Origin of the sequence: Paraburkholderia diazotrophica (genome assembly GCF_900108945.1) — a bacterium.
In the GTDB taxonomy this organism is placed as follows: Bacteria; Pseudomonadota; Gammaproteobacteria; order Burkholderiales; family Burkholderiaceae; genus Paraburkholderia; species Paraburkholderia diazotrophica.
The window spans coordinates 1-16,136 of sequence record NZ_FNYE01000003.1 but is presented as its reverse complement, the minus strand read 5'-3'; the positions used below and the strand labels follow the sequence as shown (position 1 = coordinate 16,136).

Here is a 16,136-nt window from a genome sequence, read left to right as displayed (position 1 = left end):
GGCAGGGCGATCGTATCGGCCCTTGAGGTGTTTCTGCGAGACGCACGGCGGCGTGAGTGCGGAAGCAGGCGCGGCCGCGCGCGGATGGAAGCGGCGCCGCCAGTCGGATAGCGGCGCCTTTTATTGACGGGTGGCAAGAGCTACGGCAGTGCGCGGTAGCGTGGCGGAAGCGTCGTGCTTTTATCCTTCGCCCGGTTCGTCAGCGCTGATCGATCCCGTCACAGTCGGCGCTGCGGGCTTCGCCTTCGGTGTAGCCGCAGCGGGCGCGCTGGCCGCGCCAGGCGCGCTCTGCTGTGGCGCATCGTGCCTGACGGGCTCCGGCTTCGCATCCACGAGTTCCAGCACGTTGTCGCGCACGACGATCTTCACCGGGTCGGTTTTCTTCCACTGCTTTTTCGGCACCAGCAGCTTCCACGTCGAATCGCGATCGGGGTTGCGGAAGAACGCGACGACACCTACATACTGCGCATCGTCCTTCATCGGTTCGTTGATGCTCGCGCTGGCGTTGGGGCGCAGCACGACGTCTTTCGTTGCCAGCAGATCCGCCTTCAGCGCTTCGAGATCGTCGGTTTGCAACTGCGTGTACTCCAGTTGCTGGAAGCTTTGCGCATCCTTCAACTGATACAGACGCACGACCGTCGACAGCGACTGCCCCGAGGCGCTCTCGTTCAGCGACGCGCGGCTCACGAGATCGACGGTCATCGTCTTGACCTGCGTCGTGAAGACCCATTTGGCCGCATCCGCTGTGCTATCGGATACGGCCTGGGTTAGGCCGCAAGCCGCCAGGCCGAGGGCAGCCATCGCATAAGCGCCCATGCCGAGCGCATTCATCATCCTGTTCATTTTTTATGACTCGCTGGTGTGTTGTGTCGATCAGCGCATCGGCGCATGAGCTTCGCTGCTGCCCGTCCATACGCCCAGTTGCACGCGCGTGCGCCCGCCGTTACGTGACGACGCGCGGCCCGGCAAGCGGGTCGTGAAGCCGAGGCGTACGTCATCGGCGTTGAGCGCCTGTTGCGGCATCAGCCGGGGATCGACCTGCATCTCGAGATGCGCCAGGGCCTCATAGCCCAGATAGAAGCGCAGCAGCGTCATCACCTCGCGATGCGCCGCGTGGTCCGGAAGCAGCGCCAGCACGGCTTCGCGCGTGCGCGGCGTGAGCGCGATGCGCACGCTATTGCCCTTGTCGTAAAAGCCGCGGCCGAGCAGGCAGGTCTCGCCGAGCGCCATGCGCTCGCCGTTGTCCGCCTTGACCCAAACGGGATGAAACTCGTCGACGTCGACATCCGTGTCGGGCACGGCGTGCCGAAGCACGCCGGCCAGTCCTTCGGCCGTGCGGGTCTTCTGTCCCGCGAGGCCGAGCATCGACAGCAGCTTGCGCGTGCCGAGCGCGCGCGCCGTGTCGGGCGTGCCGATGCCGAGCCCCGCGAAGCTGAGCAGATAGCGCGAGACGTCATCGGTGCCGTCTTTTCTGAAGCCGGCCGGATAGCGGTACTTGCGCCACACGCGGTAGTGCTGCGTGACGATGCGGTGATGAAAGAGATCGAGAAACGCGGCGAGCGGCTCGGCGCCTTCGAGGTTCTGTGCGATCTCGTCGGCGAAATACGTCGGCATGCGCGCATCGACGCCGTACAGGCCGAGAAAGGTCGTGACTACGGCAGGCGGCCTGGACGGATCGTCGACGTCGTATCCGATCGCATCGATCTCGCGACTCGGGAACCCCAGCCGCGCGCGCGAGCGAAAGCGCACGGGCTCGGTTGTCGGCGAGTCCGTCGTGCCGATCGGTGCGCGATCGGGCGCCGAGAGCTCGATCAGCTCGCAGAAGCGGAAGAAGTTCATCTGCGTCGCGTGATCGAGCAGCGCGGCCAGCAGCGGACGTGCCGCATCGACGGCCTCGCCGCTGCCGCTGCCGCTGCCAGGCGGCGGGAGTTCAGCATGCGGGCCGTTCAAAACGGTGCTCCTTCACCTTTCGTATCGGGCCATTCGATGCGGCGTCCCGTGGGCTGCGAGACGATCACGAGTTTCGTGTACAGGTTCAGCGATGCATAGAGCCCGAGGAAGCGGTTCAGCATGCCGCCGAACAGTTCGAGATCGCCGTCGCCGGCAAAGCGGCTGCTGTCGATCGTCACGACGATTTCCACGCCGCGCTGCAGGCCGCCGCGTACGAGCTTTTGCAGCAGCCGGTGCTGGACATCGGTGATGGCGTCGATGCGCCGCCGGTTCAGTTCGCCGTCCGTCCAGTCGTAGAGCGCGAGGCTGCCGCGCAGGATTTCCGCGTTCAGCAGCGACAGGTAATTCGGCGCGAGATGCGAGAGCACGCGCCACTGGAAGCGGTCGGCCGTCGGCGGATAGACGGGTAGCGTCGGCGCGCACAGGTTGCGCACGGCGCCGATATTCGTGAAGCCGCCGCGCATGCGCGTAATGCCCGCTTCGCGCAGCGCCTTGCGCGGCAGCATGCCGTTGGTGCCCGTCACCGACAGCGAAAGCGTTTCGCGGGGCAGCGTGTCCGCGCGCTCCCACGCATGTCCGCCGAGCGCCAGCCATGTGTCGAACCGGCCCGCGGGCCCACGCCGCACGCGCGTATGGAAGTAGCGTTCCGGCATCTCGTGGCGCAACATCCCGCCGCGATGGCGGAACGCGGCGAACGGCACATACGCGAAGCGTTGGCCCGTGCCCGCTTCGAAGCCCTGAACGGAGTCGACGGAATAGACCTCGACGCTCGCGCCATATTGCTCGCGCGCGTTCACGCGATACTCGGTTTCGAATTGCGTCACGGTGACGGGAGCGGCTTCGAGTGCGAACAGGTTGATGATCGGCGTGCAGTACAGGCGCACGTTGTCCGCGCTGAAGCGCATGTCGTCGGGGTACGGCTGCGCCAGCACGATCTCGACGTCGAAGTACGTCGCGGATGCGGGAATGGACTGCACGTCGAGGCCGAGCAGATCGACGAACATGAACTTCTCGGGGAACGTAAAGTATTCGAGCAGCAGCTGATAGCCGCCGAACGCGTTATCGGCTTTCGGCCACAGCCGCTCGTCGGTGGCGAAGCCCGCGGGTTCGATGCGCAGGCCCGGCATCGGTTGGGGTGCGCCCGGACGGTCCGCCGGAAAGCCGGGCACGCGCACCTGAACGGCCAGCGGAGCAGCCGTGAGCGCGGCATACAGTGCGAGCGCCACCGGCCGCTCGGCATTGAGATAGAGCCGCAGACGCGGCACCTGCAACTGTTCGCGCCGCGCCTGCGGCTGAAGTTCGAGCCGCAGACGGATCACCGAGCGGCCGTCTTCGCGGGCATAGGTGTTGGCCTCCCTGAGAAGCAGCGGATACAGGTCGACGGCTTGCGTCGTCCGGTAGATGCATTGCCCGGCATCCTCGCCGATCGGATCGGACAGTGCTTCGAGGCCTGGCGGCAGTGTCTCGTGCTTCTGCAATGCGCCGTGTATCGGGATCATCTCAAGGATGGAGAGCGACGGGATCATGCGCAGATAGTGCGGCCACAGCATGCTCACGAGGCCTTCCGTCAGTTCGGGCAACTCGTCGTCGAGCTTGTGACGCAGCCGCGCCATCAGGAACGCGAAGCCTTCGAACAGACGCTCGACGTGCGGATCGCGATCGCCGACGCGATCGATATTGAGCATGCGGGCGCGGTCCGGAAACGCGCGGGAGAATTCCTTGCCCGCGTCGCGCAGGTAGCGCATTTCCGCTTCGTAATAGCGCAGGATGTCGCTGTCTTTGGTAGGTGAACTCATTATTGAATGTGCCTGAATGCCAGTGGAGGCGGTCGCCCGATCAGGCAAGCGTCACGGCGCGAGCCGGATCGATTGCCGTCAGCTCGCCTGTCAGTGCGTCGATGCGCATGCCGAGCGCAGTCTTGTCCGCGTCCTTGCGGTTGATGCGCATCTTCAGCAGCCTGAGCAGCTGGTGCTTGACCTCGAAAGCGAGCGACGGCTCCCACGCGGCGAGCTGGAAACGCCGCGCGGATTCGTCGAGCGATGCGAGCAGATGCAGCGCCGTGTCGGGACGCTGCGCGCGTTCCGCGATGCGCGCCATCACGAGCTGGCGCAGGAAGTGTTCGCGTTCCCCATGTTCGCCGCCGTGCGCGGGCAGCCGTTGCAGCCAGGCGAGCGCGGCTTCGATGCCTTGAGCGCTCGCGAGGTCGAACGCCTGGGCTTCCGTTTCGGCCCAGTCGGTGTCCGCCGATGCGACGCTGATGGGCGCGACTGCTTCGCCCCTTTCGACATCGCGCACCGTCGCATGACGCGCGATCCATTCGAGCGTTGTGTCGTCGGCGAAGGGCAGGCCGTCCGCGAACGACAGACGCTCGAGGCCCGGCAGGCGTTCGAGCATCAATGCACAGTCGGTCGCAACGAGTTCGCGCACGCGTGCGTATTCGCCGCCCGCCTGCTCCTGCGCGGCGAATGCGTAGTACTGCAGGTCGAGCCAGAAATGGTTGGCGCCTTCGGCGAACGCCATTTCGACGCGTTCGAGCAGTTCAGGCCATTGCTTCTGCAGCAGCAGCCGTTTCAGGTTGGCGCGCAGTTCGGCGCGCGGCGCGACGAGGCGCGTCTTGCCACTCGCTTCGTGGGGCGGCACTTCCGTCAGCGTGTCCCAGCGCACGCACCGTATCAGCCGGTAGGCGGCCAGATAGCCTTGCGGCTGTTCGCGAAGGAACTGCGCCATATGACGGGCACGGTCGAGCAGATCGCTCGTCGATGCGACCGTGGTGGCGGCGGGCAGACTGGCGGAGGGAACGGCGGCGATTGATGTTGCCGCTGCGTTCGGGCTGGCGGGGGCTATATCCGATACATGCGGCGTTTCGAGTCGGCTCTCGAAGCGGCGAAAGAGCGGTTCCAGCGCCGGACGTGCCGTTTCGGGCCATTGCGATGTGCGCTCGACGATCAGCGCGATCGCCGAGAGCGTGCGTTCGAGCAGCGTCCCCGTCAGTCCGTGCACGCGATCGAGCCGGTCCGCGAAGGTGGTTCCGGCGAGCCATTCGAACGCCATCTTGCGCGTCGCGACGCGTTCGGGCAGCAGCGTGTCCCCGAAACGGTCGACGAGCGCCGACAGCAGTTCGAAGCCGCAGGCCACGCCTTCCGCGCCGTCGCGGCGCATGCAGCCGTAGATGTAATAGGCTGCGACGCGTACATCCTTCGCGCCGTGCTTCAGCAGCCGTTCCGCTGTTTCGACGATCTTCGCATCGTTGATGTCGGTGAGTTTGGCAACTTCTTCCTTGATGGCGAGAAAGTCATCGTCGTAGGCGGGATCGGCGCCTGTCGGCGCGTCCTCGCTGATCGGTCCGAGCCAGTCGTCCCAACGCGACTGCGCCGAGCGCGCGAGGTCCGAAGGCGCGCGCGTGCCGAATAGCGCGTCGAGGAGGTTGGAGAATTTCATTTGTTTTCTTTTTTGTGTTGTGCGCCGCCGGTTCACTCAGCTCTGCGGCAAAGGCATGGCGGCGCGTTTGCCTGCATCGAGTGCGGCTTTGGGCAACGGCGGTGGACTGTTGTCCCTTGCGGTATTCGTCGCGCCGGGAGAGCGCGTCATGAAGATGCGCGACGGCAACGCGAAGCCCCTGAGCGCGAGCAGTTCGAGCGGACCCTTGCCTACATCGGTGCGCATCGTGTAGCTCAGCGCGTGCGTGTCGCTGCCCAGCGCGGTCTTGCCCGGCTCGCTCGCGATAAGCGTATCGATGTCGTAAGCCGGGTCGCTGGCGGACTTCGCCGCTGCGGGCCTGATCTCTTTCACGAAGGGCGATGCCTGCCAGGTCAGCACGTACGTCGCGCTGTCGACAGGCTCCACGCGCGCGTGTTCGAGCATGCGCACGAGCGCCCAGCGTCCGTCGAATTCGAGGCTGCGGTTCGTGCCGGCCTTCTCCGTTTGCCATTCGAGACGCGTCCCTGTCTTCTGCGGATCGTTCGACGGCCAGTTCATCGCCTGCCAGGTTTCCTGCTGGTTGAAGTAGTGCAGCTTCTGGCCATCGACGGTGAGCAGCGTGTCGGTGATACCGGGTGAAGGCACCGGCCTGATGTCGAAGCGGTATTGCGGTTCGCCCTGCGCAAGCAGATGCCCGGCGATGCGTTGCAGCGTGTTGATCGCATTGAGGAACGACGGCTCGAAGGCGAGCGAAGTCGTGCCCGCGGTGACGGGCACCCATTGATCGCCCTGCAGTTCCAGCACGCCCGCGAGCTGGCTGGCGAGAAACGCGGAGATCAGGCCGCCCTGCGGACGCAGGAAACGCGCAAGCTCGGGCAGCGACGCGTCGTTGCCTGTGCTGGCAAACGGATAGCGTCCCGCAAAGGAGCGGTTCCACGTCGAGACGATCGTCTGCTGCCACGCTTCGTTGAGGCTGGCCTGAGCGGGTTGCAGCACCGTCTGCAGCGCCTGCGCGACGGGGCGCACGAACAGCGAATCGCCCATGCCGGCCCATTGCGCGCCGAGGCTCGCCGCGATGAGGCGCGCGTAGGACTGGGTGTCGGCCAGCTCCGAGCCCTTGCCCTGGAAGAGCGTCTGCGCGACCTGTCTGGCCTGCGCGTCGGCGTCGGGACTGTCGCCGATCTGCTGAAGGCGCAGCCGCAGTGTCGTGACACGCTCGAGATAGCGTTGCAGGCTCAGATCGCTGTAGCCGGTGCTGGCCGCCTTGCCGCTGGACGGCGCGTCGCCGGCGTTGCCCGGCGCGACGAGCCGCAGCACGGGACCGAACGACGGTCCGAGCGGTCCGGCGGGATCGGGCCGCGCGGCCTGCGGCTCCTCAGTCTTGCTGCTGCGGAAGATGTTCTGCGCCTTCGTGACAAGCGTGTCGGAGAGCGAATCTTTCTGCGCACCGGCGCCGCCCTGCCAGTCGAGCGCCTTCATCAGCGCGATCAGCGGCGACTGGCGCGCATCGGCCATCGCCTTGAGCTGGCCGATCGCGGCGGGCATCGAGGGCGCGCTCTCCCACTGGATCGTGTTCATGAAGGTCTGCCAGCGCTCGGCGTAGTCGGCGAAGTAGCGGCTCGTGAGCGCAGCCTTGAGGGCTTCGGGCGACGACGCGGACTGGTTCTGCTGTGCGCCGTTCGCATTGCCTGCGCCGGCCAGGACCCAGTCGCTGGCGGTGCCGTTGTGCTTCGCCGCGTCGTCGATGGCCTGAGCGATCGTGCCTTCCCACGCCTCGCGCGTGAACACGCCCGGCACCGAGGCCGACGTGCGGAACAGCCCGCGCGTGTCGGTGCCTGCCGTCAGCGAAGCGAGGGTCTGGTCCGGGTACTTGCGGCCGACCGAATTCAGGATGTCTTCATAGATCGTGTCTTCGGAGTTCTTCACGCCGATGACCGCGAGCAATGTCTGACGCGAGCCGCTGACGACGTCGTCACGCGTTTCGATGCGCCAGTCGGGATGCTGCTTCAGGTGCTGCGCGTAGAAAGCGAGCAGACGTTGCGAGAGGTCGAGTTTCTCGCCCGGGGGCAGGTCGGCTGTCGTGTTCCAGTAATGCGGCAGGAGCGGCGTCATGAAGGCGGGCTCGGCGTGCGCGGGCTCGGCCATCATCAGATAGGTCTTGAGCGCCTTGTGACCGTCCTGCGCGAGCCGGTTGACCTGATCGTCGAGCTGGACCGTCTGCATCTGGTTCAGGTCGACGAGCTGTGCTTCGAGGTTCTGCTGGACGGGCGTGATGAGCGCGTCGCGGGCGGCGCGTGTATAAGGCTTCCAGACGGCGGCGAGTGCTTGTGCATCGTGGTTCAGGCCGAAGCGGGTGAACAGCGGTGCGTGGTGCTGCACGCGCTCTTCGTAGAAGTCGATGCGCTGCTGAACCGGGAGCAGGCTGCGCAGGCGGCTGGCGGAGTCCGGGGCCGTGTTCAGGTTGCGCACGGATTCGCTGGTCAGTGTGAGCTCGCGGGCGTTGGTGGCGGCCGAGACGAGCATGCATGTGGACCACAGGGCGACTGCGATTGATGCGGCTGTCGTGAAGATGGTGAGGGGGTGCGAAAGCGTGCGGCGTCCTGATGTGCGTTTCGCTGCATCAGCAAGGTGGCGCCACAGCGGCAGGTAAATGTCGTCGCTTGCGGGTTCCGTGCGGCCAGTGGACGGCCATGGCACAAAGAAGGAGCCCGCGAAAGGCAGCGGCCGGCGCTGCCAGGCGGACAAACCGGCGATCCATTGCGACAGCGGTGCGCCGCGGCCGTCAAGATGCGCAGAAAGTTCGGCAGTCTGATCATCGCGACTGTTGTGAGTCAGACGCCATACACCTTGGTCCGCGAGGCGGTCACGCAACGTCATCAGCGCGGCTCCGATTGCATTGGCATCGGCTGCGCCCTTGAATTCGCAACCTGCCACCGGCGCGCCCGCAGGATGGATGTGATCCGAACCGGACACATCGAGCACATAGACGGGCGCCGTCCAGCGCAGCAGACCGGTTATACGCGCAAGGCTCATTCCCCATGTATTCGCGCCACGCGATGAGTGCGGCAAGGGAGCATCACCATCGAGTGTGAGCACGACGGCATCAACCGGCCGACGGCATCGCAGCCGGCGGATCTGGCGCAGCCACACTTCGTCAGGACGGCCGTCCGGCCCCGTCCCGCCCCACAGCAGCACGGCGGCGTCGGTGACTAGGGAGCCGCGTGTTTCCAGTTCCGGCATCAGTCGTCCCACGACTGCGCTGTCGCCTGCGACGAGCAGCCACGGCTGCGCGTATGTCCAGCGGAACCCGTGTCTTTCCTTAAGCTGCAACTTCAGTTCCTTTGCGCGAGCGACGGCCTGTGCGGCCCGGTCCTCCGCAGCGGCTGCGGCGGAGTCCGCCGGCGTGGGCGGCTCGACGCCCTGGTCCTTCGAAGCCTGCTGTATAGCGAGGCGCACCTGCCTGCGCCTCGGCAACACCACTGCGAGCGCTGCCGCGGCCAACAGCGCGGCACCGATGAGAACCGGACGGTAGCGCACGAACCACGCGGTCAGATCTTTCACATCCACGGTGTAGAGGATCGCGGCGGCAAGCACAGCCACGATTGCGGCGACCACGAGCCACCGGCCCCAGATATATTTCTTGTCGTTCTTCAAACGGTTGTTCCTTTGTGAGGCAAAGGCGATGGTGCTGCTGCTGCGACCACGCACAGATGCACCGGCTCAGATTCCGGTTCGCGCCAGACGACCAGTTGCGGTCCGGCTTCCGACGACGCTGCCAGTGCCGTGGCGAGCGCAATCCAACCGCTGGCCGGCCCGGGTTTGCCCACGATGCCGTCGAGCAGACGTTCCTCCGCGAGAGCCTTGGGATCAGGCGTGAGCGCCGAGCGGATAGCGACCGATTCATCGTCGCAACCGGTAGACCATACGTGCGTCAGACGGTCAGGGGCGACCTGCATCTGCATGAGTTGGGCGAGCCCGGCTTCCAGTGTCTCGGGGAGGGTTGTCATGGGGCGTAAGACCGAGTCGGTCTGGGTGGCAACGGGTTCGACCAGGAACGCGGCGGCGCCCTCGCTGAAAGCATGTTCTGCCTCGTCTTCTGGCCAGAGTTGCGCTGCAACGACGAGCTGTGGCTCCGCATCACCCCGATCAACCTGTTCCGCAAGCCACTGCGCAGCACCGGTCGCGGGTCGCGTTTCGATCCGCAAGACGGCTTCAGGCACAGTGCGGCTGAAGATACGGTGTACTCGCATCGTCCAGGCTTTCGTTTGTTCGGGCGCTAGGTCATCGAGCATTAATGTGACGGCGATCTCGCGCCGGGCCTTGAGCGCGTCAGCGAATCGCACAGCAACGAGGTGAAGCAACCTGGTGCGCCTGAACGCCGTCGAGCGCTCTTTTGCCCACGGGAAGCCAATAGCCCGTTCCCTGTTCATCGGAAAGTCGGAATTCGCCGTTGAAAACGGAGCATGCTCATCCGTAACCGGCAGAAAGACCTCGCTTTGAACGACACGCAGATGACGGCGGCACCAGTCGCGCCACAGTTTCACGATTCGCTGTTGCTCCCGCTCGGATTCTTCCGCGACGGTTTGCTGTGCTTCCCAGCGGTTCAACGTCAGGCCAAACGCCAGTGCACACGCCGCCAGTGGCGCCCCAATCAGGAGGCTCCAGAACTGGATCGTCTGCGTCGGCTTGCCGTGCGGCCACAGCAGCAGCACGGCGCCGATCGCGCCTGATGCAATGGCAGCGAGCGTCGGGAGCAGTACGCGTATGGAGATCGGCTTAGGACGCTCGACAGATATCAGCGTCGGGATAGGCCACGGCATAAAATATATCGTTCGAGAAAGTTAGTTATTGCACGCGCAACCGCATTGCTAGTATTCAACTTACAGACGTTCATCTCTTGATTCCGTGTCGATTCTTTTATAAGAAATCGGCACCTTCAATTGGCCACGATAAAACGTCAACCGGATAATTAAAAAATTTGGCGACGAGCCCCTATCAACCGCATAGACAAAGGTGCAATCAACAGTAGCAAGATGCGTCAAGGTCGAAAATATAATCTTCATGACTCTCTTGCTAGCAGGCTTAATCCATGTATTCAGTGCGATATCCGGTGAATTTGTCTCCGTCAAAGTCAAAACAAAAATGACCATTCGTTCTTGCGTGATAGACGAGAACGGAACCATCGATACAAATCTTATTGCTTTTTACGGAAAAAACCAGTCTCGGTTTTTTATAACTTGATAATTATTCATATTGATGTGATCTGAAAAGTAATCAAATGGCAGAGGGTAGGCGATCCCCGTAAGTGTATCGATTGCCATCAGACTATTTCCGTAATATTCGGAAGGTTTCCATTCCTTGATTTCTAATAGTATGTAGTGGTTGTTAAAATTACCCACACCACTGGCAATCGCATTTTTTATTTCAGAAATATGCCTGCCGTCACAAAAACTAACGGGAGAGTATGGAAAAAAGCACATGTCGTGAGCATAAGCAATCTCGACATGGTCGAATGAATGATTGCGCGCAGCTTCCAACGATCTCGCATGGGAAGCAACGGAGCTTAGGCCCAATGCCGCCACCAGAATGAAAAAGCGAACGATATACTTCATGACATGTCAGCGTGATTCATTTTTGGCGAGAATATCCCTCGTTGTAGCGACTCTCATCGATTCATGGATAAGCGAGACTTCCTTAACGGGCGAAAGGCTTATGCGTCGAGTTCTCTGAAGATTTTGCTATGAAATCAATTGGATTTGGCCTCGCTAATGACGCGGTGCAATGCCTAAGCCGGTCGATTTCAAGCGATTTGACCGTACCCATCCGCTTACATTGGAGCCCGTTTTCACATCTATATAAACAACTGATGTGTAATATCCATACGTGTAGTAAGCATCAATCTTTTGATGCGGGAGAATAAAAACACCCGCCATCTTACATTTCACATCTGGCGCAGAATAAAATTGCAACCGCCCGTTCCCTGCAACCTGACGCTCCGAGTCGGCACCCGGAACATACATTTCACGCTTTTTCACGAGACTATCAAACTCGCCGCACTCGGCCGCCTGAGTTATTCGCCAAAAAGAAAAAACGGCTAGCAGAACCACTCCGAGGCGCATTGCAGTGCTTTTATACTTCTCACTGATCAAAACACGAACCATATCTGGCTCTCTTAAAATCCCCGTATTGAGCTCGAATCGGTTGCTGACTCAAGACAAGACCACATTTCAATACCCGCTTCGTTGCCGGGACTTTTAGCGCTGAATGTGTCTTTGCAATATCTTGTTTTGTAGGTGACCCAATACCGTTGAACTTCTTGCAGCTTAAATTTATCTGAATTGGGAAGACTCTTTATTAAATTGATGTACTCTCGATTTAGGGCAGTATCCGCTTCCTCATAGTTTGATTTCGCACATCGCTCCATTTCTCGCGCGATTTCACTGTCACATGCGGATCTCGCAGTTGCGGCAGTCGAAAGGAGTAGAACTACTAGGATCCAGATGTATTTCATGCATTACCTTGCTGATGAATTGTCGAGGTCGTTCAAGGTCGAATCTCACTGAAAATCTTCGCAATGGTTTATAGTTTTGGTTATAGGCTTAGCCTTTTTCCCCTCGTCACTTAACAAAAAAATCCTTTCTCTGCATTCTTCTTTAGACGTTGCCCCTTGCTCAATATGATATTGGGCGACCAGCATTTTACTGTCAGGTCGACTAACCAGACTGGTTACGTATGACCGTCCATCAAACGTTTTAGGGGAATGTCTTTCATCATTTGAGAACATATCGAGCGCATTCGATTCAGAACCGCTTGCCAAGTCTGAAAGAGTATAATATCTGCAACCAGCCCCGCAGCTATGGCTTCCGATATAATATTTTCCGGCAAAATTTATTTCAGGCGGTGCTGTCAACTTACCCATATCGTCACGCCACTCCCCGTCTGTTTTTTTATAATAGTTCGGCACTTTCAAGTGCCCATTGTAAACTTCGACTGGATAATCTGAAAAATTCGGTATAGTACCACTATCCGCCGCATAGGTGCAGACACACTGGCTAGCAAAAGCAAGAAGAAGCGTCAGCACCAAAAATATAGCTTTCATTGCGTCCTCATTTAATCAAATCGTCAATGCCACCAATTGAAACGGCCAAATCACTTTTCCCGGATAACTCATCACGAAGGTATTCCGAAAATTTTTCGACTACCGTGTTCATACCAACACCACCTTGTCCGTAATTGTTTCCTGGCAAGCTTGCCCATTCAAGATTGCAACCGTCCTTGATGACAGCTTTTTGGATTTCGCCGCTTTTAATGTCTTCCAAGGCGTGACGCTTATATTTCAACAAAATAACGCAGTACCTATCTTGAGAAGCCGGGTTAAAGTCGGTAATACCATATTTCCTTCGATATGCCACGTATGCGGGATCGTCCCAGTTATATCCCATTACCTGATATGCGCCGGCTGCGGTAGATCGCAAGGTCTTCCCTTTGCTGTTCGTCCGAGTTATGAGGATTCGAGGGTGATCGCTGAAATCGCGTCCATAGTCTTTGACAAACGACTGCCCCCCAAATAGACGCTCGTAACCGGCGGGTCTTTCCGTACCTTCTCCAACTCGGATCATTCTTAAAAACGCGCGTACCCTTGCTTCCTCGATGGTCAGACCAACTCCGCCTGCCCCAGCGAAATTCCCCACCAATCCAACCGGATGAATGTGCCAAACGTCAGGGTCAGCCGGAAAGCCCTTGACGGCCTTCACCTTGTCCCACCATTGCAGTTTCTCGATACGCTCCAGTTCGGCCTGCCAGATGTGTTTTCCGTTGCCCATCACCTTCGACAACTGATCCCAACGACTCATATCGCCACCCCACTCACTCTGATAGCGAACGATCAGATGCGAGACCGCCTCCGCGAGCCAAGGTATCGTCAGCGCTTTCCTAAGATCGGCCGGTGTCACCGTCCCCTTGCCGTCGCCCTGGCGGTTGGCTGCTCTTTCGAGCTTTCCGATCAACAGCCCTGCGTTTACCGTCGCCGCGACTGTGCTGAACGCCTCTTCCTCGCCATCCAGCAGCTGTTTGGTGACATACAAGTTGCGCCTGTACAGGTCGAGCACCGGAATGCTGGTCGTATCAACCGTATCGAACCCCGGCCACGACCACGGGCTTTCCCATTGAGTATCGGGGTGGTCCTTTTCGCACACCCAGCCCAAGATCGTCATGCCGTTCATGTCGCCGCCGGGAATCTGCCACCAGTGGGAACCATGATCGTCCGTCGCGTTGCTGTTATCGATGGACTGGTCAAGTTGGCCTCGCGACAGCACCTGCTGATACCCAACGGCCTGTGACGGTGCGTTGGCGATCCGCAGCGGGAACGTCGACCACGCCCGGACCACCGAACTGGCCGCTTTGCCCGCGACACTGCGCTCGACCCATAGCGGGCTGCCTACCGGCGTGCCACTGGCGTGATGAGCGCGGCCGTGACCATGACCGTGTGCGGCCGACTGCGCCGGAAGCTGGGTCGGCTGCACCTTGGCCCACCAACCTTTACCCGGATCGTCCTTGGTTAGCGTGAGCAAGAGTCCCGCCCTTACAAGGTTGTTGCTGTCCGGCTCGGCGGCCTTGACGAGCTTCGCTCCCTGCCGGATCACCAGCAGTGTCTTGCCGCTCTCCGGCAGCTTTTTCGCACGCTCCTGGCTCTTGCTGATGAAACTTTCCAACTGTGTACCGGCGAACACCTCGACGTGAAGCATCGGGTGCATCGGCTTTGGTGGCAGCTGTTGCGATTCGCGATACCGCTGGTACTCCCCCAGATAGCCCACCACGTCGCCCGCCTTGACCGGATAAGGTGTATCGAGCACGACAACCGTATCCAGAGGCTTGGGATCAACGACTGCATCGAGTTTTCCGAGAGAAACACAGCCAGTCGTGGCGCGTGGGTCCTGCATGCCACCTGCGACGGCTGCAACCGGCGTCCCTTTTGTGATGGCCGCGATCTGCGCCCATCCGGTGGCCGCATTACCCGCTACGCTGAGTTCGCCACCACGCGGCAACAGACCGATGACTGTCCCGTTGGCCCTGTCCCGAATAGCGATACCGATCTGACCGGTGTCTGGATTCTGCGATGCGTCCGCTGCGAGGGTTGCTGGGACTGTGTACCGTAGCGTCTCGTCAGTTGGCGCTACGAGCGGACCGATGCTCCCAGGTGTCGGGCCTGCGGCGAGACCGGCTAGCCGCGCATCGTTTCCCGCTGGAGTAGCGTCCAATGTGGTTGAATCCACGTCGAAGCGGAAGGGCGTATTGAGCTGGGGGGGCAGCGCCTGGCGGTCGTTCGTCTTGCTGCCCACGCGGAAACGTTTATCTCCCCGCCAGAAAGGCAACGGATGAATCGATGACGCAGACTGGGAATTGCCGTCGCCTGCCTGCACGGCCGCCTGATAACCCGCCCAGTCGAGCTGGTGCATGTACAGGCTGTAGAACTCCAGCACCTCGTCGGCGGGCGGCTGATACGACGGCGTACCGTCGGCGCTCGCGGTTGATGCACCTGAAGCAGGTGCTGCTGCCGCTGCTGGCGCAATCGAAGGCTTAGGTTCAGGCGGCAGCACGAGCTTGTGGCGCACCAGCACGAATCCAGTTGAATACAGGGCGTAGCGCTTGGGCGTGGTCGGATAGGTCAACTCGGGATACTTCGAGTCCAGCCGGTAGGCCACGACCTCGCCATCGGCGATGACCCTGATGCCGTCACCCTGCTTGAGCGCCCCGCCGGTGGCCGCATCGAAATGAATGCCGCCGTGGAACATGCCGTTTGCACCCAGCGGATAAAACCCGCCGTCAGCACGGGCCAGCGCCTTGAGCCACGTCTGCGGATCGGCGGTGTTGCCGTTGGTCGGCGCAAATGGAAAGCTCCAGTTCAGGGGCTGCCACTGCGGTGTCGGTGGTGTTGCTGGTGCAGCCGGTGTGGACGGGTGATGAGATTTACCGTGATGTGTAGCCATTGAAATCGTCCGTCACCGTCAGTTCGAGTAGTTGTCCGCCCGGCCTTGGGGGATCGAGCCATCGCCGTGAGGCAGGGTGGGATTGGCGTTCATGGATTGCGCGCCCTTCTTCTGTATCGTGATGACCTTCAGGAAGAGATCACCAGGACCGCCCAGCGTGACGTTGCCGTCTTTGAGTTGCACAAACGCTCCGCCGCATTCAAGAACGAGTTCCTTCTTCGCGCTGATGCGCACTGTGCCGTTGACGCTCGCCACCGTCAGATCCTTGTCGGCCAGCAACGACATCGCATCGCTCTGGGCCTGCACCTCGACTGGCCCTTTCGCGGCGAACAGCTTCACTCCAAGCTTCTGCGCGAACATCGACACCAGTTCGCCCGCGGCCACCGTGAAGCGCTTTGCGACGCTGATATCGGCGTTCTTTCCCGCTACCGCCGAGATACTGTCCTGTGCCGCGACCTGCACGCCACGGCCGGATGCAATGGCAATCGAGGCGGGCGCGCTCGCGAGCAGCCCCGGCTGCTTCAGGCCGTCGAGGTCATCCTTCACGCTTTGCTGTGCGTCGATATCCGCAGGTGCGGCCTTCGCACTGCGCGCCGACCCGGCCAGCGCCTTCGCCAGTTCCAGCGCGCGCTCAAGCTGCGCGACGGTTTCCTGCATGTCGAGCTGCTGGCCGGTCGCGCCGGGGCGATCGTACGCCGTGAGGTGCAGCCCCTTGCCCGCACGCTGCACGCCATAGCCGGAGGTGCGCAGCTCATAGCCTTCGCCCCGATACGCCAGCTTCTG

12 protein-coding genes are annotated in these 16,136 nt (G+C 61.2%); all 12 read right to left on the bottom strand.

The genetic code is table 11. The features are described 5' to 3' along the window. Positions 1-180: 180 nt before the first annotated feature. Positions 181-843 carry a type VI secretion system lipoprotein TssJ gene (gene tssJ / locus BMW76_RS04715; RefSeq protein ID WP_245763116.1) on the bottom strand — a complete coding sequence of 221 codons (663 nt, stop codon included), beginning with the start codon at positions 841-843 and terminating at the stop codon, positions 181-183. Positions 844-873: 30 nt separating this feature from the next. Beyond that, positions 874-1,839, bottom strand: coding sequence for a type VI secretion system baseplate subunit TssG (gene tssG, locus BMW76_RS04710; RefSeq protein WP_090864298.1), 966 nt, complete (start codon positions 1,837-1,839; stop codon positions 874-876). A gap of 107 nt (positions 1,840-1,946) precedes the next feature. Next, complete coding sequence (gene tssF, locus BMW76_RS04705) at positions 1,947-3,746, bottom strand: type VI secretion system baseplate subunit TssF (RefSeq protein ID WP_090863632.1); 1,800 nt, start codon at positions 3,744-3,746, stop codon at positions 1,947-1,949. 40 nt (positions 3,747-3,786) lie between these two features. Then, a complete protein-coding gene (gene tssA / locus BMW76_RS04700) occupies positions 3,787-5,388 on the bottom strand; it encodes a type VI secretion system protein TssA (protein ID WP_090863630.1) in 1,602 nt (533 codons plus the stop codon). A gap of 36 nt (positions 5,389-5,424) precedes the next feature. Then, positions 5,425-9,021, bottom strand: a complete 3,597-nt coding sequence (locus BMW76_RS04695; RefSeq protein WP_090863628.1) for an ImcF-related family protein — start codon at positions 9,019-9,021, stop codon at positions 5,425-5,427. Next, on the bottom strand, positions 9,018-10,187 hold the full coding sequence (locus tag BMW76_RS04690) for a hypothetical protein (RefSeq protein WP_090863626.1): 1,170 nt from the start codon (positions 10,185-10,187) through the stop codon (positions 9,018-9,020). Before BMW76_RS04690 ends, BMW76_RS04695 begins: the two co-directional genes overlap by 4 nt. Positions 10,188-10,571: 384 nt before the next feature. After that, positions 10,572-10,979, bottom strand: coding sequence for a hypothetical protein (locus tag BMW76_RS40175; RefSeq protein ID WP_143062208.1), 408 nt, complete (start codon positions 10,977-10,979; stop codon positions 10,572-10,574). A 153-nt stretch (positions 10,980-11,132) separates the two neighbouring features. Continuing rightward, the gene (locus tag BMW76_RS40170) at positions 11,133-11,528 is read right to left on the bottom strand and encodes a hypothetical protein (protein ID WP_143062207.1); all 396 of its coding nucleotides are present in this window, start codon (positions 11,526-11,528) and stop codon (positions 11,133-11,135) included. Positions 11,529-11,539: 11 nt separating this feature from the next. Further along, positions 11,540-11,878, bottom strand: a complete 339-nt coding sequence (locus tag BMW76_RS42750) for a lysozyme inhibitor LprI family protein (protein WP_090863624.1) — start codon at positions 11,876-11,878, stop codon at positions 11,540-11,542. Between the two features lie 45 nt (positions 11,879-11,923). Further along, the gene (locus BMW76_RS04680) at positions 11,924-12,466 is read right to left on the bottom strand and encodes a hypothetical protein (protein ID WP_245763115.1); all 543 of its coding nucleotides are present in this window, start codon (positions 12,464-12,466) and stop codon (positions 11,924-11,926) included. 7 nt (positions 12,467-12,473) lie between these two features. Further along, positions 12,474-15,353, bottom strand: a complete 2,880-nt coding sequence (locus BMW76_RS04675) for a glycoside hydrolase family 24 protein (RefSeq protein ID WP_090863622.1) — start codon at positions 15,351-15,353, stop codon at positions 12,474-12,476. 18 nt (positions 15,354-15,371) lie between these two features. Then, on the bottom strand, positions 15,372-16,136 hold a 765-nt coding region (locus BMW76_RS04670; RefSeq protein ID WP_143062206.1), incomplete at its 5' end, for a type VI secretion system Vgr family protein.